The following is a 17,578-nucleotide window of genomic DNA, read 5'->3' as shown; positions in this document are numbered from 1 at the left end:
GCGCCTGATGGCAAGCGCGCCGAGGACAATCAGGCATCGACCACTGCGACAGCCGAGATCTCCACCAGAATGTCCGGACTGGCGAGGGATTGCACACCGACCATCGAGAACGCATGGGGCGGAAACGGCACGCCATCGAGCGCGACGCCCAGCGCCCGCATGAATTGCTCCCCCACGGCCGGGGTCAGGTTCTTCAGATAGACGGTGCTGCTGACCACCCGATCGACCGATGAACCCGCCGCCTCGACCGCGGTGCGGAGGTTGCGGAGCGCCTGGACAGATTGGGCAAAGCAGTCGTCGCCACCGACGAGCTCGAACCGCTCGTTCATCGCCGACTGGCCAGCGATGAACGCCATGCGCGAAGCCTCGGTCACGACCACTTGCGTCAGTTGATCGAACTTGAGCAGCCCTTCTGGATTGATGTGTCGAATGGACATCTTCTTTCCTCTTTCTGGATTGAAATGCAAGGTGGAATGCGCGGCAGGATTCGCCCGCGAGGGAATGCTCGGCGCGGGCAAGCACGCTTGCCCTGTCGCCTGCCTGTTACCGGAACGTCACGAACGGGTGGGCGATGGCATCAGACCGCAGGTCCACCTTGGGCGCTGCCGAGGATCAGGTCTGCCGCCTTCTCGGCGATCATGATGATCGTCGCACTCGGGTCACCCGTCGTGATCCTGGGCATGACCGACCCGTCGACGACCCGGAGCCCATCGACACCGCGAACGCGCAGCGTGTCATCGACGACCGCAAGTGCGTCGTTGCCCATCCTGCAGGTGCCAACCGCTTCGTAATTGACATTGCAGGTGTTGCGGAAGAATTCGTCGAGATCCGCATCGCTCTTGCAGTGCGCTCCGGGGAGATACTCGCGCCCGCGATATTGCGCATAGGCAGACTGCGCGAAGATCTCGCGGGCAATCCTGACGCCACGCCTGAGCACCTCGCGATCGCGCGGATCAGCAAGGTAATTGGCGTCGATGATGGGCTTGTCCATCGGATCCGCTGACCTCAAACGCAGCTGCCCGCGACTCTCCGGCCGGGTCAGGATGACCAGGTTGGTCACGCCGTGCTCCTTGGGCAACCTTCCATCGATGCCGGTGAGGAGCGGCAACAGATAGAACTTGAGATCGAGCTCGTCATGGCCCGCAGCCCCCGAACGCAGATAGGCCACGGCATCGGTGCTGTTACCCGCCAGCGGACCTCGGCGGGTGAAGAGATACTGCAAGCCTGCCCTGGCTTTTGCGACGTTGCTGGTGACGAGCTTGTAATCGGTCACCGGCAAGGGGCAGGTCACCTGCACCGAACTGCCGACGTGATCATGAAGATTCTGTCCCACCCCCTTCAGATCAGCGACAGGCGCTATTCCCAACGAACGCAGATGGTCCGCATCGCCGATGCCCGACAGCATCAGCAACTGCGCGGACTGGAAAGTGCCCGCACTGGAAATCACCTCCCTGGCTGCATATGCCTTCCGGACGCCGGACGACTGGCGATACTCGGCGCCGACAACCCGCGAGCCGTCAAACAACAGCCTGGTGACGTGCGCATGCGTCTCGATGCGCAGATTGGGCCGTCGCCGGATGGGTTTCAGATAAGCCACGGCTGTGCTGATGCGGCGCCCCCCCTTGATGGTTCGGTCGGACGGCCCGAAGCCCTCTGGCTTGGCGCCATTGTGGTCGTCGCTGTAGGGATGCCCTGCCTGCAGCGCCGCAGCTATCCAGGCTCGCTGGGCCGGGTTCTTGATACGCGCCTGCGTCACCGGCAGCGGACCGTCACCACCATGAAAAGGAGTTTCACCGTGCTCGTTGCCCTCCGCGCGCTTGAAATAAGGCAGCACCTCGGCGTAAGACCAGCCCGCATTGCCCTGGCTCGCCCACAGATCGAAGATCTCGGGTGCCCCGCGGCTGTAACACATCCCATTGATTGAGCTGCTGCCGCCCAGCACCTTGCCGCGCGCGTCGGCCAGCACGCGATCATTCAGATGCTTCTGCGGCGCCGTTTCATAGTGCCAGCTGAACATTCCGCCCTTCAGCATCGGAAAGAAGCCTGCGGGCATGTGAATCAGCGGGCTTTTGTCGGGACCACCGGCCTCCAGCAGAAGGACCTTGTTCTCCGGGTTCGCAGAAAGCCGATTGGCGAGCACGCAGCCCGCGGAACCCGCTCCGATAACGATGAAGTCGTACTCGTCACGAATGGACATGGTTGGATATGCCTGCCTTGTTCAAATGATTGAAAGCGCGCCGTCAGCCCCATGCTGGACGCCACGCGATGGAGCCCTGGGCGTCAAACGAGTCCGAACCGATCGGCGAGTCTGGCCGACGGAATCAGGAAACGCCTGAGCTTGGTGCTGAACAGCCCCGGGAAGCGCACCTGCTGCGGTCGCTCGCAACCCAGCACCGCGGCGTCGGGCCGATCGGCGGCAAGGGCGCGGGCGACGTCCATGCCCATCATCGGCCCGAGGTGGTTGCCCCAGGAGCCGAAGTTCATCAGCGCGAACACGCCGTCTTCCACACGGTAAAACCTGGGATAGGCCTTCTCGTAGATCGCCGATGAGTTGTGCGTCATGCCGGTCCAGTAGGTCTCGAGCTCGATGCGAACGTCCCTGGCCTCGGGATAGACGCGACGCAGGTGGCGAAGGAAATACTGGAAATGCAGGTCGCTGCGGTGCGCCCGTCCAAGGCCGGGGATGGTGGCGGTGATGAGACGCCCCTTGCGATCGACGACCATGGGATACAGCCCCGCGGGATGCTGGCTCATTGCCGTCCGCGTGGGATTGACCACATCGAGCAAGCTTTTCGGCAGCGGACGTGTCGCCAGGCCGCAGGCGAGCAAGGGAAATTGGGTGCGCTCGAGATCCGCATGGAAGTCCGCGCCGACATGGCCATTGGTGCACAGCACGACACGGTCTGCCAGCACGCTGCCCGATGGGGTGCGCAGCCTCCAGCGCCCCCCCTGACGCTCACAGGCGTGTGCCGGCGAGTTGCCATACACCCTGGCGCCAAACCCGGCCGCGGCACGGACCATGCCGTTGGTAAACAGGAAGGGGTTGACGCTCCCGCCGTTACGCCAGATCGTGCCGAACGAATAGCGATCCGTTCCGACCAGCGGACGCAGCCGGTCAGCGCCGAGCATCTCGACGTCGAGCCCCAGCCCGGCCCACTTCTTCGCCTTGTTCTCGAGCGCTGCGCTCTTCTGGCGTGCGACCTCCAGCAGCCCGGATTGCACGTGGTCGGCATCGATCCCATGACGCGCACAAAGCTCGAACACGATGTTGCGGTGCTCGATGAGACAGTCCAGGAATGGACGCCCCTGGCCGGGCAAGGTGCCGAGCGGCTCCAGCGAAAGCAGATAGGGTTGCACATGGCCGGCGTTGCGCCCCGAGGCCGCGTCAGCCGGCTGGGCGGCGTCGATGAGCACGGTGTCGATCCCGCGCTCGGCCAGGTGCAGGCACAGCGAGGCCCCCACGACGCCCGCGCCGACCACGACGATGTCGGCCACCAGGTCGCCGGATAGTGGCGGATGGGCGGGCGGCGTGTGATCGAGCGTCCAGACACTGCGCTCGACGGGAACCGAGCCTGTTTCATACAAGTCGGGATGCAAATGTTGTTTTTCCATGGCTTCAGCGTGCCCGTGCGTCATCGCCGCTCCGGTTCAAGGGGCCTATTCGGGACAGGGTCTGGCGTCACGGCTCGCGCACGGCCTCCAGCAGTCAGGCCCGGAGGGCGCGATCCGTCGCGAACGATGTGCGGGGAAGGCGCCGAAAGGCGCCTTCCGACGCCTGTCAGAAGTTGTACTTCACGACCAGGGACAACTGATCGCGGTCGGTGAGCGCTCTCTCGGTCTTCATGTCGGTGCTGGCCTTGCCCAGAAAGTCGAGATAGGTGAGCTCGAAGCTGAGGTTCTGGTTGTAGGTCAGCGCTGCCCCGACACTCAGGCGGCGATCACCCTCGCCGCCCACCGGCCCCATCAGCGTGCGCCCGCTCAACTGGTGGGAGTAGCTGATCGGAACTTCGAGATCCCAGCCGCTGAAGACCCCGTCATAAGTCAGGATGAGCGACGTGGAGATGCCCAGTCCGTGACCGGACATGCTCAGACGGTTCGACGCAGGAAAATACTCCGCCATCGGCCCCAAGGACTCGACGCCTCTCGCCTTGAGCTTCTTCACGCTGCGGACATCGATGTAGGAAACCTCGGCGAGCAGCAGCGCCCCGTCGGCGAAATCCGAACGCCCCAGGTTGATGAAGGAGTTGAGGCTGGTCTGCAGCACGTTCGCCCGGCTCGGGGTCGGCAAGGCGGTGCCCGATCCCGGATCGACGACGGTATCGACCAGTTCCGGTGCGCCCCGCTTGTAGGCCACCTCGCCGGCGAGCGTCGCCACGCCCAGGGTCGTGCTGAACGATGCGCCGATCAGCTTCACGTTGTCGAAGTAGCGGTTCCGATACGCGCCACCCTCCAGCGCATCACTCGCCGCAAAGACGTCGATCTCGGGCAGTGCGATACGGTCGTGGTAGTTCAGGTAGTACAGGCCCAGTTCGGTCTCTTCGGTGACACGGTAACGGGTGCCGATGCCCCACTGCCCGGTGTCGCCCGGCCTGTCATCGCCTTGCCGGGCACCGAATGAACACGCATGCCCTCCCCGCCCGTTGGGGATGAAGGGGCCAAGGCATTCGTTGCCGGGACCGGACGAGTCACTGGTATTGAGGAAGGACCCGGGCGCCGCGCTCACCGTCGGATGCCAGCCGTATTGCGCGTGGGCCATCAGGGTCCATTCCGGTGTCGGCCTGTAGATCAGCGAAACCTGGTCCTCAGGCAGCAGCAGGTCCTTGGTCTCGGTGCCGGGAATATCGCTCTTCGAACCGTCCACCGGTCCCTGCGCGAGGGAGATCGCCGGGAAGAACAGGGACTCGCCCCAGGACACGACGTGCCGGCCCACGCGAAGCGTCGCGTCGCCATCGCCCACGCCGAAGCTGGTGTAGGCATACGCGTCCAGAATGCGGCTGTAGCCGCCGTGGTAGCGGCGCGCGTCCGAACTGAAGGAGCCCGGCGTATCCGACGTATTCAGATACGGGCGGTCGCTGTCGGTACCGCGATGATAGACGTCGTCGTAGAAGGTGCTGGCGGAGAGCACGAAGCCGCTCCTGTCCTTGGACAGCTTGCCCTCGAACAGCAGACCCAGACGATTCGCGGTGAGCGAGCCTTTGTCGAAGTTGTTGTTTCCATCCACGTCCAGCAGCACCGGATCGGGGGATCGGAGCCGGGTCGCAAGCGTATAGGTTGCGGTTCCCTTCCAGTCGAGCTTTGTGCCGTTGTCAAAGACGATGCTTTCTCCGCCCAAAGCGGGCGTTGCAAGAAGAGCGCCGAGGACTGCGGTCGCGACCGGAGACAGTTTGAACGTCAGCGAGGTCATTTCCATCTCCTTTTCAGTTACCGATCTGTCGCAAGGCTTCCGGACCGAACATCGTCGGGCTCATCTTTCCGGCATTCAGGATCGGACCGACCGGGCGCTCCTGGAAAAGGTTGTAGGCGACGTACCCCCCTGTATTGAAGTCGTGGTAGAAGCTGTTTCCGGCTTGCCAGCCCTTGAGGTCGAACGCGTAGTAGTGGGCAATGAACGCGTGCTGCCACAGCGCGCCTCGGCTGTCGTAGTAATCGGATACCGATGCCTGCCAGTTATCCTCGTCGATGAACAGGACGCGTCTGCCGAAGACGTGACGAAAGCTTTCCTTCAGCGTTCCCTCGAGCACCCAGACGCGACGCAGCTCATAACGTATGTAGTTCGGATTCGCGTGATTGCGCTGCAACAGATCGGCGTACTTGACGTCCTTCGCATGGAGTCGATACGTGTTGGCGGGCAGGTATATCTCGCGCTTGCCGAGCATCTTCCAGTCGTAGCGCCCAGGATCTCCATTCATGAGCCGGTCCTGGTCGATCGTCATCAGGCCAGAGGTGCCAGACATCGGCGTGTCATAGCCATACATAGGCAACTGCCTCACGCGACGCGTGCCCGGGTCATAGTTCCAGGCCAGGCGTTTGTCCTTCGCAAGGTTGACCGGCTCCACGGCGGAGGACACCGATCCGCGGTCACGAATTGGAAGCGTCGTGTGCGTCATCGAGTACGCCATGATCTTCCCCATCGGCTTGCCGACCTCGCTCGGCTCGGTGACGACGTTCAGGTTGAGGTTGCGGTGCTGACCCCAGAAGATTTCCCCCGTCGGACGCACATTGGCAATGTCGCGCAGGATCTCCTCGGTGAAGGCGATGGCCGGGAAGGTCGTATTCAGGAGCAGTTCCATCGCCTGCGAAGGAACAGGAAAGGGCGGCGTGCCCTGATAGCCGCTGAACTCCGGACCGCCGTCGATCAACTCCGCTTCAAGCGCGTTCTTGCGCGCCACTTCACAGACCTTGTCGTCGAATCTGAAGTCACGCCGTCCCGGGAAGACCTGGATCCGGAATGTGGCATAGCGGCGGAACATCTCCTGCTGACCTTCGGTCAGCTTGTCGGCGTACTTCTCGAAGTTCTTCGAGGTGATCTCGAAGATTGGCTGGTCTTCAGGATAAGGATCGACCGGATGCTGCCCGACGTTGTTTTCGTATTTGAGATGGGGAGGAGCACCCAGCCATTTTCCGGAGAAAGCAGGAATCGTGTTATCGGCATTCGCGGCCACTTCAGCGCCCATGCAGGTCAGTTCCTTGCCGAGCTTTGAAGCCTCTTCCGCGCTCACCTTCGAGAGCGCGCCGGTACTCGTACAAACCAGTCCGAGCGTGACCGACAGCAACAGTATGTTCTTATTCCTTACCACGTCTTTCTCCTTTTGGTTTTTCATTTTGTTTCCTTCTCCTGGTTGCCCAGCTTTTAATGGAACGACTATCCCTCCGACATTTCTCCTCCTGATTTTTCGATGCGCGCCGAACAGCAGCCGATACCCTTGAATGGAAAGGCGCCTCGATCCGAGCACTGAGGACGAGCATTGAGAGCGGGAGAAAAGGCAACTGGGCCTCAACGCTCCAGGTCTTGCCGAGCAATCGCGTCGCGTGTCTGCCGCTGCGCCCCAAGCAACATGGCCAGGGGAAGCAAGGCGAACACCATCAGCACGGCGCAAAGCGTCACGGGCAAAACATAGTTGCCGGTACGATCGACCAGATAGCCGAAGAGCATTGGACCGAGCGCAGCGCCCAGCCCGGACACCAGATTGCCGATCCCAAGCAAGCTGCCGAAACCTCGCCGGCCGGCGAACTCAGCCAGCAACGTCGGCGACAACTGGTTGACCAAGTTGAATGTCGTCCCCCAGGCCAGGACGAACAGCACGACCGCGGCGAACCCAAACGTCTGATGCGAGGCCTGCAAAAGGCAGACCAGTCCGATACCGCCAACGAGAATGCCGAGCGCGAGCGTGCGCCCCGCGCCCTGGCGCGTACTGAGCGCACCGAACGACAGGCTGCCGACAATGGTCGCCGCCGCGATCGCACCATAGGCGGCAGCACCTTCGCTGGCCGAATAGCCGACGGATACCAGATACGGCACCAGGCCCATCAGAATGCTGAGTCCGCTCAATGTCACCAGCAGGAACATCGCGATCCACAGCCAGTAGTGCGGCATGCGCAGGACCTCGCCCAGACCGCGCTCCACGGCTGCATCCATCGGCCACGGGCTCGTCGTCGAGGCCTGCGCGGGCATGCGAACGAGCCAGAGCAACAAGGGGACACAGATCATGAGGATGAGGAAGGCACCCACCTCCATGGTGGCGAACAGCCCCAGGACTTCGACCATGCGGTTGAGCCACATGGGCAGGAAGGTGCCGCCCGCGGCAACGATCGCAAGGAGGATGCCGAATGCGAGACCCTGCCGTCTCGGCGGAAACCAGTTCGACAGGAGAACAAAGGCGGGCACGTAGGTCGACGCGCCTGCGCCGAGTCCGCAAAGCGCGATGGCGAGGGTGAATGCGTCGAGATCACTGACATGCGCGGCGGCCAGATACGCAAGGCCGGTGAGCAGGCCACCTGTTACCATCACCAGCCTGGGCGCGACATGATCGAGCAGCCATCCCGCGGCCGGCATGGCCAGGGTCATGGAAATCATGAACACGGTGGCAATGCGCGCCGCCTGTTCATGGCTGCATCCGAATGCGTCGATGATGGGCAACGTGAGAATACTGAATGCATTGATCGTGAATCCGAAGATCACGCTCATGACAATGCCAAGACCCCCAACAAGCATCCAGGCTGCTCTCGAATCCGAATTGACGATGCGCGTGATCATTTAACGGTTTTGATTGAAACCCAGGTAATAAACCGATGACTGATGCATCGATATCTGCAGCGAAATCGATGCGTATGGGCGGGCCCGAGGATTCCTATCCGGAAACTTGATTCGCAGCCAAACGCGACGTCGCGCTCACGCATTTCGGAATGTATGATTGCCGTTCATTTCGATGAGTCCATGCTATCCAATACGATTCCGGCCGAACAAGTACCACCTGGTACCGCTGGTAATCGCCACTGAGAAACTGCCTGGGGTTATCTGAAAGCGAACGGGCAATGTGAAGACAGAGGGCCACGCGAATCGGGCAGATCGCGCATGTCCTCGATGGAGCCAGCATGCAATATGATTTTTCCAGTCTGCTCGACCAGATTTACGAGGAAATCTCAGCCGCCGTGCCCTGGCAGCGCTTTGCCGAAGGCTTGCGCGCCGCACTGGAGGCCCGCAACGTCTTCATCACCCTGCATCACGCTCATGATGGCGGGCAGGATGTCTTCGTCAGCGCGAGCGAGCCGGAGGACGATATCGACTGGGTTGCGGTCGAAGTAACCTACCGCGCCGAGTTCATGAAGGACGACCCCTTCCGGCCCGCCAGCATGGAACCCGGCCAGCTGATTGTCATGGAGCCCGCCAAGGGCGATGCAAAGAAGCTTGCGTTCTTCGCACATCTCAAGATTGCCCGGACATTGAGAGTCTGCATTGCCGAACAGGGTGGCCTCCGGTGCTGGATCGACGTGATCCGGGACTTCACTCGCCCCGATCCCTCATTCACCCCAGCCGATCTCGCATTGATCCGGGCATTGCAGCCCCATCTGACGCGCGCACTTGGCCTTTATGCCCAGTTGAAGCGGCAGGAAGCGGAGAAGGCCATCTACGAAAGTATCGTCGATCATTTCGCGCTGGGCTGCATCCTGCTCAATGACAAGGGAGAAGTGATTCACGTCAACCGCGTGGCATCCTCGGTCATCGAGCACAGCCCCGACATGACGATCACCCAGAAGCGCCTGGCACTCGCCGACCGGTCGGCCCAGTTGCAGCTGAACGATGCGATTGCGAGCGTAATTGCAGCGCGATCGCGAGCCGACACCAGCCTTGGTGGAGAATTGGTGCGTCTGGGCGGATTCCATAGCAGGCTGATCGGCATGCTCGTCTATCCAACACCCCTGCAGCCCTATTATCGGAGTGGACAGGCGCCCTGCGCGGTCATCTACCTTTCAGATCTGACGGCCAATCTCGAGGCTCTGCGCCCGACCCACACCCAGTCCCTCACGCGCATTGGTCAACTGTTCGGCCTGACACGGCAGGAGGCCACGCTGGCCTTGTTCCTTGCCTACGGCAACACCATCACCGAGGCAGCACAGCAGATGGGAATTGCCGAAACGGCCGCGCGCAATTATTCGAAGAAGATCTACGCGAAGATGGACATTGCCAGCCAGGCCGACCTGATTCGCCTGGTCCTGCGCAGCATCTCGTTCCTGCGCTAGCACGCGGCCCGACAGGCGAACGGCAAGCCACGGCCGACCTATCAGCTTTCTCGTATAAGCGCTATCAAGGACGCACCGGAGGCGTGTGGCGCAATTCCAATAGACTCCGCATGGTGGCGCCAAAACCTTATCCCCGTGGTCCCGTGACCCGTTCCGGCGCCCTTACACCAAGAGCCGTGCCACACCTTTCGGGAGACACTCATGAGCTACGAGATCCGCTCGATTCTTTACGCCTCGGACCTGACGCCGCGTTCGCCGGCCGTATTCCGTCACGCGGTCGGACTGGCAATGAAGTTCAATGCGCGACTGCATGCCGTCACGGTCACCCTGCCGTCGTCCAGCCTGCCGTACGAGGAGTTCATCAGCGAAGAAAAGATGGATGAAATCAAGCTGGCTGGCCACAAGAAGGCCGAGGCTCTGCTGCGTCATCGCATCGAAGTGTTTGCCGAAGCCAACCCGGACCTGGATGTGAAAAGTGTGCTCGCCAGCGTGCGCGCGCTCGAGGGAGACGCCTCACGCCGCATCCTGGACGTCGCCAAGCACGTTCTCGCCGACGTGATCGTCATGGGCTCGCGCGGCCACAGCACCATCGGCGAGCTGCTGCTCGGCTCGGTGGCGCACAAGGTCACGATGAAGGCCGACGTGCCCGTGATTCTGGTTCCGATCGATCGTTGAACGTCAACCGGCAGTCGGCCCGGCTCAGGCGGCGACCGGGACGATCTGCCGCCCCGAGTCGGATAGCAGGCGACGAAGCCAGCGATGGCCGGGCGAATGGTGATTGCGTTCGTGCCACAGCTGGTAGAAGCGCATCGCCGGAAAGACGATCGGTGACGGGATGATCGCCAAGGGCAGCAGGTTGGCATAGAACTGTGCGAAATGCCGTGTCGTGGTGAACACCAGGTCGGTCCCCTGCAGCAGGTAGGGCGCGGCCGTGAAGGACTGCACCACCACGCGCTCCTCCCGGTTGATGCGCATCGAAGCCAGCACGCTGTCGATGACGCCGCGCTGGCTGATCGAGTAAGGCATCGGCACCACGTGGGCGGCACGCATGTAGTCCTCGGTCGTCATCCCCTTCCGCGCACACGGGTGGTTGGCCGCCACCAGGCACACGATCTCGTCCTCGAGCAGCATCGACAGGTGCATGCGGTGCGGCGGCTCGGGCCAGTTGCCGATCACCACGTCCAGATCCCCTTCCGCGAGCGAACGCTCGAAGTCGAAGTTCGGCCCCAGCGCATGCAGCGTCAGGCGTGCCTGAGGCGCCTCGCGGCGGAAGCGCTCGGCTACGCCGGCGACGAACACCGGCGCGAGATAGTCGGGCGCACCGACACGGAACTCGTGGCGCGTGGTGTGCGGCTCGAACGACTCCGGCCCGTCCACCATGCGGTCGATCTCGGCCAGCGCCCCCTTCGCATGCGACATGAGCGCCAGCGCACGCTCGGTCGGCACCATGCCGCCCTTCTCCCGCACCAGCAGCGGATCACCGAGGATTTCGCGCAGGCGCTTCAAGGCCGCGCTGACGGCCGGCTGCGACTGGTTCATGCGCAAGGCCGTGCGCGATACGCTGCGTTCGGTGATCAGCAGCACGAAAATGCGCAACAGATAGGTATCGAGCGGGTCGTCGCTGCGCCGCAGGGTCATGATGGGTCTCCACGCTTCTATCGTTCTGGACGCTTGCGCCGGCACGAAGCGATACGGCAACAAAAGATACGCGAGAGCATATATCACTTATAAGAACATATGCGATCCGTTAACACGGTAGCGGCTTACACTGCGCTTCACACGCTCCCCGCATAGCCTAACAAGATCAGGAGACCGCAGCATGGGACGCCTCACCACTCACGTACTCGACACCGCCAACGGCAAGCCCGGCGTGGGCATCGCGGTCACGGTCTATCGCCTCGACGGTGAGCGCCGCGAGATCGCGCGCACCGTCACCAACCACGACGGCCGCTGCGACAAGCCGCTGCTCGAGGGCGCCGCGCTCGAAGCCGGCAAGTACGAGATCGTCTTCGCCGCCGGCGACTACTTCCGCGCCATGGGTCTGAACCTGCCCGAGCCGCTCTTCGTCGACGAAGTCGCACTGCGCTTCGGCATCGCCAATGTAGACCAGCACTACCACGTGCCCCTGCTGGTGTCGCCGTGGAGCTACTCCACCTACCGCGGCAGCTGAGCCCGCCGCTTCCCCCCGACACCGACAAAGAGAACAGATCATGGAAGCCTATCTGCTCGACTGGGCCAACCTGCTCGTCCGCTGGCTGCACCTGATCGCAGGCATCGCCTGGATCGGCGCGTCCTTCTACTTCGTGATGCTCGACAACTCGCTGAAGCCGCCCAAGAAGCCGGAGGACGCCAAGCGCGGCGTGTTCGGCGAATTGTGGGCAGTGCACGGCGGCGGCTTCTACCACAGCCAGAAATACCTCACCGGCCCCAAGGGCGAGCCGCTCACCCAGGATCTGCACTGGTCGAAGTGGGAGGCCTACACCACCTGGCTGTCAGGCATGGGCATGCTCGCGATCGTGTACTGGATCGGCGCCTCGAGCTACCTGATCGACAGCAATGTGATGGCGCTGTCGCCGGCCGCCGCCGTCGGCATCTCGATCGCCTTCCTGGTCGTGGGCTGGGTGTTCTACGACGTCCTGTGCCGCAACATGGTCGGCAAGGACGGTCTGCTGGCGGCGATCGTGTTCGTGTTCGTGATGGTGGCGAACTACGTGCTGCACCAGGTGTTCTCGGCCCGCGGCGCCTACATCCACGTCGGCGCCATGCTCGGCACGATGATGGCGGCGAACGTGTTCTTCCACATCATTCCCGGCCAGAAGAAGATGGTCGAGCAGATCCGCCGCGGCGAGCCGGTCGACACGATGCCCGGCATCGTCGGCAAGCAGCGCTCGGTGCACAACACCTACTTCACGCTGCCGGTGCTGTTCATCATGATCAGCAACCACTACCCGATGACCTACGCCAATGCCAACGGCTGGCTGGTGCTCGGCGTACTGATGGTGGCCGGTGTGCTGATCCGCCAGTTCTTCGTGCTGCGCCACCGCGGCCAGGTCAAGTGGTGGCTGCCGGCGGCCGGGGTGGCGCTGATCGCGCTGCTGATGGTGCTGATGGCACCCAAGCAGGTCGATGCCAGCGGCGACAAGGTCAGCTTTTCCACCGTCCAGTCGATCATGGCCCAGCGCTGCGTCACCTGCCATGCCGAGAAGCCCACCCACGAAGGCTTCGCCCAGCCGCCCAAGGGCGTGATGCTGCAGACCCCCGAGCAGATCGCCGCCAACGCGGTGATGAGCGCACAGACCGTGGCGAGCGGCTACATGCCGCTCGGCAACCTCACCGGCATCACCGAGGAGGAGCGCGCGAAGATCGCGATCTGGTTCGCCCAGGGCGCCCGCACCGCGGACTGAAGACGCCGACACAGGACTCAGCACAAAGAACAGGACAGGAAGAGACACCATGAGCACCCACACCGCCACCGCACGCACCGGCGCCACGCCCGTCACCGTTCCGGACGGCACGACCGCCGCCCTTGCCGCGCTCTCGAAGCTGCCGCAGGACGCCTTCGTCGCCCGCCTCGAAGGCATCTTCGAACATTCGCCATGGATCGCCGAGCGCGCCTGGAGCGCCGGCCCCTTCAACAGCATCGACGCGCTGCACGCTGCGATGTGCCTGACGGTGGACACCGCCGCCCCCAGCGAGCAGCTCGGCCTCATCTGCGCCCACCCGGAACTGGCCGGAAAGGAAGCCGAGGAAGGCACACTGACCACCGCCTCCACCGGCGAGCAACGCGGCGCCGGGCTCGACCAGTGCAGCAAGCAAGAGCTGGAGCGGCTGCGCCAGCTCAACAAGGACTATCGTGCCCGCTTCGGCTTTCCCTTCGTGGTTGCGGTCAAGGGGCTCACCCGCCACCAGATCATGGACCGCGTCGAGGCCCGACTGGCCAATGATCGCGACACCGAGTTCCGCACCTGCCTGAACGAGATCGGCAAGATCGCCCGCTTCCGGCTCGACGCGATGTTCGTCGAAACCGCGTGATCCACCGTCCGACCCGACCTCACGGAGCGACATCATGACTCTGAACAAAGTCTACCCCCGCGACCTGATCGGCTACGGCAGGACCCCGCCGCAGGCCAACTGGCCCGGCCGCGCCCGCATCGCGGTGCAGTTCGTCCTCAACTACGAGGAAGGCGGCGAGAACTGCGTGCTGCACGGCGATGCCGGCAGCGAGCAGTTCCTGTCCGAACTGTTCAATGCCGCCAGCTACCCCGAGCGCCACCTGTCGATGGAAGGCATCTACGAGTACGGCTCGCGCGTGGGCGTGTGGCGCTTCCTGCGCGAGTTCGAACGCCGCGGCCTGCCGATGACCATCTTCGGCGTGTCGATGGCGCTCGAGCGCCACCCCGAACTGACCGCCGCCTTCCGCGAGCTCGGCCACGAGATCGCCTGCCACGGCTGGCGCTGGATCCACTACCAGAACGTGCCCGAGGAGATCGAGCGCGAGCACATGCGGATCGGCATGGAGATCATCGAGCGCCTCACCGGCGAGCGCGCGCTGGGCTGGTACACCGGGCGCGACTCGCCCAACACCCGGCGGCTGGTCGCCGACTACGGCGGCTTCCTGTACGACTCGGACTACTACGGCGACGATCTGCCGTTCTGGACCGCAGTGCAGAAGACCGACGGCGAGACGGTGCCGCATCTGGTCGTGCCCTACACGCTCGACACCAACGACATGCGCTTCGCGCTGCCGCAGGGCTTCTCGCACGGCGACGAGTTCTTCGAGTACCTGCGCGATGCCTTCGACGTGATGTACGCCGAGGGCGAGGAGCGTCCGGCGATGATGTCGATCGGCATGCACTGCCGCCTGCTCGGCCGCCCGGGCCGCTTCCGCGCGCTGCAGCGCTTCCTCGATCACATCGAGAAGCACGACCGCGTGTGGGTGTGCCGCCGCGTCGATGTCGCGCGGCACTGGATCGAACACCACCCCTACAACCCTTAATAAGCCTTCAACGCAGGCCGGCCGGTCATACCCGACGCCGGCCCCCCGACCCCAAAGGAGAACCCCCATGGCCAGCCACACTCCCGGCGCCCCCGTCTTCGCCCCGCCCGCCGAGCTGCCCGACTGGGCACTGCGCTCGGTCGACCTCGCCAACCCGCGCCTGGGCGCCAAGGCACTTGCCGCCTCCGACGACTTCTTCGCCGAAGTCGCCCGCATGCTCAACCCCGAGCCCGCTCAGTTCGTCCCCGGCAAGTTCGACACCAACGGCAAGTGGATGGACGGCTGGGAGTCCCGACGCAAGCGCGTCGCCGGCCACGACTGGGCGCTCGTCAAGCTCGGCGTCAAGGGCGTGATCCGCGGCTTCGACGTCGACACCTCCCACTTCACCGGCAACTACCCCCCGGCCGTCTCCATCGAGGCCTGCGTGGCCGAGACCGATGACGTGGCGGCGCTCCAGGCCGCGACCTGGACCGAGATCCTCCCCGCCACCCCCATGGGCCCCAACAGCCACCACCTCCTCGAGTGCGCCAGCACCGCGGCCTGGACCCACCTGCGTGTGAACATGTATCCGGACGGCGGCATCGCCCGCCTGCGCGTCTATGGACGCCCGGTCGGCACCCTGGCCGCCAAGGCCGCCTCGGGCGAACTCGTCGATCTGGTGGCCATGGAGAACGGCGGCCGCGCCGTGTCGTGGAACGACGCCAGCTTCGGCTCGTCCGCCGCCGCCCTGCTGCTGCCCGGACGCGGCCTGAACATGGGCGATGGCTGGGAGACCCGCCGCCGCCGCGAGCCCGGCAACGACTGGTGCGTGCTCGAACTGGGCGCCCCCGGCACGGTCGAGAAGATCGAAGTCGATACCGCCTACTTCAAGGGCAACTACCCCGACCGCTGCTCGATCCAGGCCGCCTACGTGAGCGGCGGCACCGACCGCTCGATCACCACCCAGTCGATGTTCTGGCAGACCCTGCTGCCCGAGCAGAAGCTCGAGATGCACGCCATCCACACCTTCACCGAGCAGCTCGCCAAGCTCGGGCCCATCACCCACGTGCGCTTCAACATCTTCCCCGACGGCGGCGTCTCGCGCCTGCGCCTGTGGGGCACACTCGAGGCCAAGTAAGACCGGCAGCACCCGGGCGCATCGCAGCGCCCGGGTGACTGAGACTTGCGTGTCGCCCCCCTTCCCCACACGAGAGCACACCATGACCGCGCAACCCGCCCTCACCCTCGAGATCCAGCCCCTGACCCGCGAGGCCTTCGCCCCCTTCGGCGAGCTCATCGAGGCCAGCGACGCCGCCCAGCACTTCACCATCAACGCCGGCAACACCGAGCGCTACCACGATCTCGCCCGCATCGAGCCCGGACCCGATGGCCGCGTCATCGTCTCCATCTTCCGCGGCCAGCCCCGCACCCTGCCCTTCACCGTGCAGATGATGGAGCGCCACCCCAAGGCCTCCCAGGCCTTCATCCCCATGTCGGGCAAGCCCTACCTCGTGGTGGTCGCCCCCGCCGGCGAGCCGCCCAAGGCCGGGGACCTCAAGGTCTTCCTCGCCCGCGGCGACCAGGGCGTCAACTACGCCACCGGCGTCTGGCACCACCCCCTGCTCGCCCTCGAGACCGTCTCCGACTTCATCGTCATCGATCGCAGCGGACCCGGGCACAACTGCGACGAGGTGCAGCTCGACACACCGGGGCTGATCCCCGCCCTGCGCAGCTGAGGCGCAGCGGCGGTACGATGACGACGTGACCCACGACGGCCTCGACCATGCTGCCCCTCGACCCCTACGCCGCGCGCCCTGACACCCTCGGCGTCGAGGAATGGCGCGCGCGCGTCGATCTCGCCGCCGCCTACCGCCTGGCCGCACGCCGCGGCTGGAGCGATCTCATCTACACCCACCTCTCGCTGCGCCTGCCCGGCCGCGACGACGCCTTCCTGATCAACGCCTTCGGCCAGACCTTCGACGAAATCACCGCCTCGAGCCTGCTCGCCATCGACGTCGAGGGCCGCGTCATCGACGGCAGCGACCGCGTCGCCAATCCGAGCGGCTTCGCCATCCATGGCGCGGTGCATCGCGCGCGACCCGACGCGCATTGCGTGATCCATCTCCACACCGACGCCGGCATCGCGGTCTCGGCCCTGCAGGACGGCTTGCTGCCGCTGTCGCAGCACGCGATGCGCTTCTGGCGCGACATCGGCTATCACGACTACCAGGGGCTCGCCTTCGGCCCCGAGGAGCAGACGCGGCTGGTCGCCGAACTCGGTACGCACCGCGCGATGATCCTGAAGAACCACGGCACGCTGACCTGCGGTCGCACCGTGGCCGAGGCCTTCGTGCTGATGAACACGCTGGACAAGGCCTGCCGCATCCAGCTCGCCGCGATGGCGGCCGGACCGGTGGCGATGCCCGCCGCCGACGTACTCGCCCGGACCCACGCCCAGCTCACCGCCGACCCCGAGCCCGAAGGCACCCTCGAATGGCCCGCGCTGCTGCGCGGCCTGATGCGCAGCGAACCCGATTTCGCGCGCTGAATCCATCCTGTCCCATCCCGCAAGCCCCCACCTGAACACCCATTTTCTGGAGCAAAGCATGCCCACCTTCCATATCGAACTCTTCGAAGGCCGCAGTCCGGAGAAAAAACGCGAACTCGTCGAGGCGCTGACGCGCGAAACCTGTCGCGTCCTCGACTGCGAGGCCGGCGCTGTCGACATCATCCTGGTCGAGGTCAAGCGCGAGCACTGGGCGACGGGCGGCGTGCTCTGGTCCGAGCGCACTTGAGGGCCACGCACAGGCGGCCGAAACGCTGCCCATACGGATTGGCTGATTTCTTCTATAAGCCGATAAGGCT

At 64.2% G+C, this 17,578-nt stretch carries 17 protein-coding genes; 10 read left to right on the top strand and 7 right to left on the bottom strand.

The window, feature by feature from the left end; translation table 11 throughout:
• Nucleotides 1-29: 29 nt before the first annotated feature.
• From C664_RS07930 to C664_RS07905, 6 genes are all read right to left on the bottom strand, one after another.
• Nucleotides 30-437 (bottom strand): RidA family protein, encoded by a 408-nt coding sequence (locus C664_RS07930; RefSeq protein WP_004256980.1) that lies wholly within the window; start codon nt 435-437, stop codon nt 30-32.
• A 140-nt stretch (nt 438-577) separates the two neighbouring features.
• Nucleotides 578-2,197 (bottom strand): GMC family oxidoreductase, encoded by a 1,620-nt coding sequence (locus tag C664_RS07925; RefSeq protein WP_004256978.1) that lies wholly within the window; start codon nt 2,195-2,197, stop codon nt 578-580.
• An 83-nt stretch (nt 2,198-2,280) separates the two neighbouring features.
• The gene (locus C664_RS07920; protein WP_038011275.1) at nt 2,281-3,612 is read right to left on the bottom strand and encodes an NAD(P)/FAD-dependent oxidoreductase; all 1,332 of its coding nucleotides are present in this window, start codon (nt 3,610-3,612) and stop codon (nt 2,281-2,283) included.
• 166 nt (nt 3,613-3,778) lie between these two features.
• Nucleotides 3,779-5,404 carry a DUF1302 domain-containing protein gene (locus C664_RS07915; protein ID WP_004256970.1) on the bottom strand — a complete coding sequence of 542 codons (1,626 nt, stop codon included), beginning with the start codon at nt 5,402-5,404 and terminating at the stop codon, nt 3,779-3,781.
• Nucleotides 5,405-5,417: 13 nt separating this feature from the next.
• The gene (locus C664_RS07910) at nt 5,418-6,821 is read right to left on the bottom strand and encodes a DUF1329 domain-containing protein (RefSeq protein WP_232435079.1); all 1,404 of its coding nucleotides are present in this window, start codon (nt 6,819-6,821) and stop codon (nt 5,418-5,420) included.
• 173 nt (nt 6,822-6,994) lie between these two features.
• Complete coding sequence (locus tag C664_RS07905; protein ID WP_004256964.1) at nt 6,995-8,254, bottom strand: MFS transporter; 1,260 nt, start codon at nt 8,252-8,254, stop codon at nt 6,995-6,997.
• Between the two features lie 338 nt (nt 8,255-8,592).
• On the opposite strand from C664_RS07905, the gene C664_RS07900 reads away from it, so the two are divergent.
• Complete coding sequence (locus tag C664_RS07900; RefSeq protein WP_004256958.1) at nt 8,593-9,738, top strand: helix-turn-helix transcriptional regulator; 1,146 nt, start codon at nt 8,593-8,595, stop codon at nt 9,736-9,738.
• Between the two features lie 201 nt (nt 9,739-9,939).
• Nucleotides 9,940-10,413: a universal stress protein gene (locus tag C664_RS07895; RefSeq protein ID WP_004256914.1), complete on the top strand. Its 474-nt coding sequence runs from the start codon at nt 9,940-9,942 to the stop codon at nt 10,411-10,413.
• Nucleotides 10,414-10,437: 24 nt separating this feature from the next.
• Here C664_RS07895 and C664_RS07890 read toward each other — a convergent pair whose 3' ends face one another.
• On the bottom strand, nt 10,438-11,376 hold the full coding sequence (locus C664_RS07890; protein WP_004256911.1) for a LysR family transcriptional regulator: 939 nt from the start codon (nt 11,374-11,376) through the stop codon (nt 10,438-10,440).
• 181 nt (nt 11,377-11,557) lie between these two features.
• Here C664_RS07890 and uraH point away from each other — a divergent pair, with 181 nt between their 5' ends.
• The 8 genes from uraH (at nt 11,558) to C664_RS07850 (ending at nt 17,508) form a co-directional block, all read left to right on the top strand.
• Nucleotides 11,558-11,908, top strand: a complete 351-nt coding sequence (gene uraH / locus C664_RS07885; RefSeq protein ID WP_004256905.1) for a hydroxyisourate hydrolase — start codon at nt 11,558-11,560, stop codon at nt 11,906-11,908.
• Between the two features lie 40 nt (nt 11,909-11,948).
• On the top strand, nt 11,949-13,142 hold the full coding sequence (locus C664_RS07880) for a urate hydroxylase PuuD (protein WP_004256899.1): 1,194 nt from the start codon (nt 11,949-11,951) through the stop codon (nt 13,140-13,142).
• Nucleotides 13,143-13,191: 49 nt separating this feature from the next.
• A complete protein-coding gene (gene uraD, locus C664_RS07875; RefSeq protein ID WP_004256895.1) occupies nt 13,192-13,770 on the top strand; it encodes a 2-oxo-4-hydroxy-4-carboxy-5-ureidoimidazoline decarboxylase in 579 nt (192 codons plus the stop codon).
• Between the two features lie 34 nt (nt 13,771-13,804).
• Nucleotides 13,805-14,734, top strand: coding sequence for an allantoinase PuuE (gene puuE / locus C664_RS07870; RefSeq protein ID WP_004256891.1), 930 nt, complete (start codon nt 13,805-13,807; stop codon nt 14,732-14,734).
• Between the two features lie 67 nt (nt 14,735-14,801).
• Nucleotides 14,802-15,851, top strand: coding sequence for an allantoicase (gene alc, locus C664_RS07865; RefSeq protein ID WP_004256888.1), 1,050 nt, complete (start codon nt 14,802-14,804; stop codon nt 15,849-15,851).
• A gap of 82 nt (nt 15,852-15,933) precedes the next feature.
• Nucleotides 15,934-16,449: an ureidoglycolate lyase gene (locus tag C664_RS07860; protein ID WP_004256887.1), complete on the top strand. Its 516-nt coding sequence runs from the start codon at nt 15,934-15,936 to the stop codon at nt 16,447-16,449.
• Nucleotides 16,450-16,496: 47 nt separating this feature from the next.
• On the top strand, nt 16,497-17,261 hold the full coding sequence (locus tag C664_RS07855) for a class II aldolase/adducin family protein (protein ID WP_004256882.1): 765 nt from the start codon (nt 16,497-16,499) through the stop codon (nt 17,259-17,261).
• A gap of 58 nt (nt 17,262-17,319) precedes the next feature.
• Entirely contained in the window at nt 17,320-17,508 is a 189-nt protein-coding gene (locus tag C664_RS07850; RefSeq protein ID WP_004256879.1) for a 4-oxalocrotonate tautomerase, read from the top strand.
• Nucleotides 17,509-17,578: the final 70 nt, after the last annotated feature.

This window comes from Thauera sp. 63, from assembly GCF_000310165.2.
Lineage (GTDB): Bacteria > Pseudomonadota > Gammaproteobacteria > Burkholderiales > Rhodocyclaceae > Thauera > Thauera humireducens.
This window is presented reverse-complemented; position numbering and strand designations above follow the sequence as displayed.

Bases quoted from the DNA above. Each gene is read 5' to 3' on its own strand.
- C664_RS07920 (WP_038011275.1), bottom strand. From the start codon at position 3,612: ATGGAAAAACAACATTTGCATCCCGACTTGTATGAAACAGGCTCGGTT.
- C664_RS07850 (WP_004256879.1), top strand. From the start codon at position 17,320: ATGCCCACCTTCCATATCGAACTCTTCGAAGGCCGCAGTCCGGAGAAA.
- C664_RS07860 (WP_004256887.1), top strand. From the start codon at position 15,934: ATGACCGCGCAACCCGCCCTCACCCTCGAGATCCAGCCCCTGACCCGC.
- alc (WP_004256888.1), top strand. From the start codon at position 14,802: ATGGCCAGCCACACTCCCGGCGCCCCCGTCTTCGCCCCGCCCGCCGAG.
- C664_RS07895 (WP_004256914.1), top strand. From the start codon at position 9,940: ATGAGCTACGAGATCCGCTCGATTCTTTACGCCTCGGACCTGACGCCG.
- C664_RS07925 (WP_004256978.1), bottom strand. From the start codon at position 2,197: ATGTCCATTCGTGACGAGTACGACTTCATCGTTATCGGAGCGGGTTCC.
- C664_RS07910 (WP_232435079.1), bottom strand. From the start codon at position 6,821: ATGAAAAACCAAAAGGAGAAAGACGTGGTAAGGAATAAGAACATACTG.
- uraD (WP_004256895.1), top strand. From the start codon at position 13,192: ATGAGCACCCACACCGCCACCGCACGCACCGGCGCCACGCCCGTCACC.
- C664_RS07905 (WP_004256964.1), bottom strand. From the start codon at position 8,254: ATGATCACGCGCATCGTCAATTCGGATTCGAGAGCAGCCTGGATGCTT.
- puuE (WP_004256891.1), top strand. From the start codon at position 13,805: ATGACTCTGAACAAAGTCTACCCCCGCGACCTGATCGGCTACGGCAGG.
- C664_RS07855 (WP_004256882.1), top strand. From the start codon at position 16,497: ATGCTGCCCCTCGACCCCTACGCCGCGCGCCCTGACACCCTCGGCGTC.
- C664_RS07930 (WP_004256980.1), bottom strand. From the start codon at position 437: ATGTCCATTCGACACATCAATCCAGAAGGGCTGCTCAAGTTCGATCAA.
- C664_RS07915 (WP_004256970.1), bottom strand. From the start codon at position 5,404: ATGACCTCGCTGACGTTCAAACTGTCTCCGGTCGCGACCGCAGTCCTC.
- uraH (WP_004256905.1), top strand. From the start codon at position 11,558: ATGGGACGCCTCACCACTCACGTACTCGACACCGCCAACGGCAAGCCC.
- C664_RS07880 (WP_004256899.1), top strand. From the start codon at position 11,949: ATGGAAGCCTATCTGCTCGACTGGGCCAACCTGCTCGTCCGCTGGCTG.
- C664_RS07900 (WP_004256958.1), top strand. From the start codon at position 8,593: ATGCAATATGATTTTTCCAGTCTGCTCGACCAGATTTACGAGGAAATC.
- C664_RS07890 (WP_004256911.1), bottom strand. From the start codon at position 11,376: ATGACCCTGCGGCGCAGCGACGACCCGCTCGATACCTATCTGTTGCGC.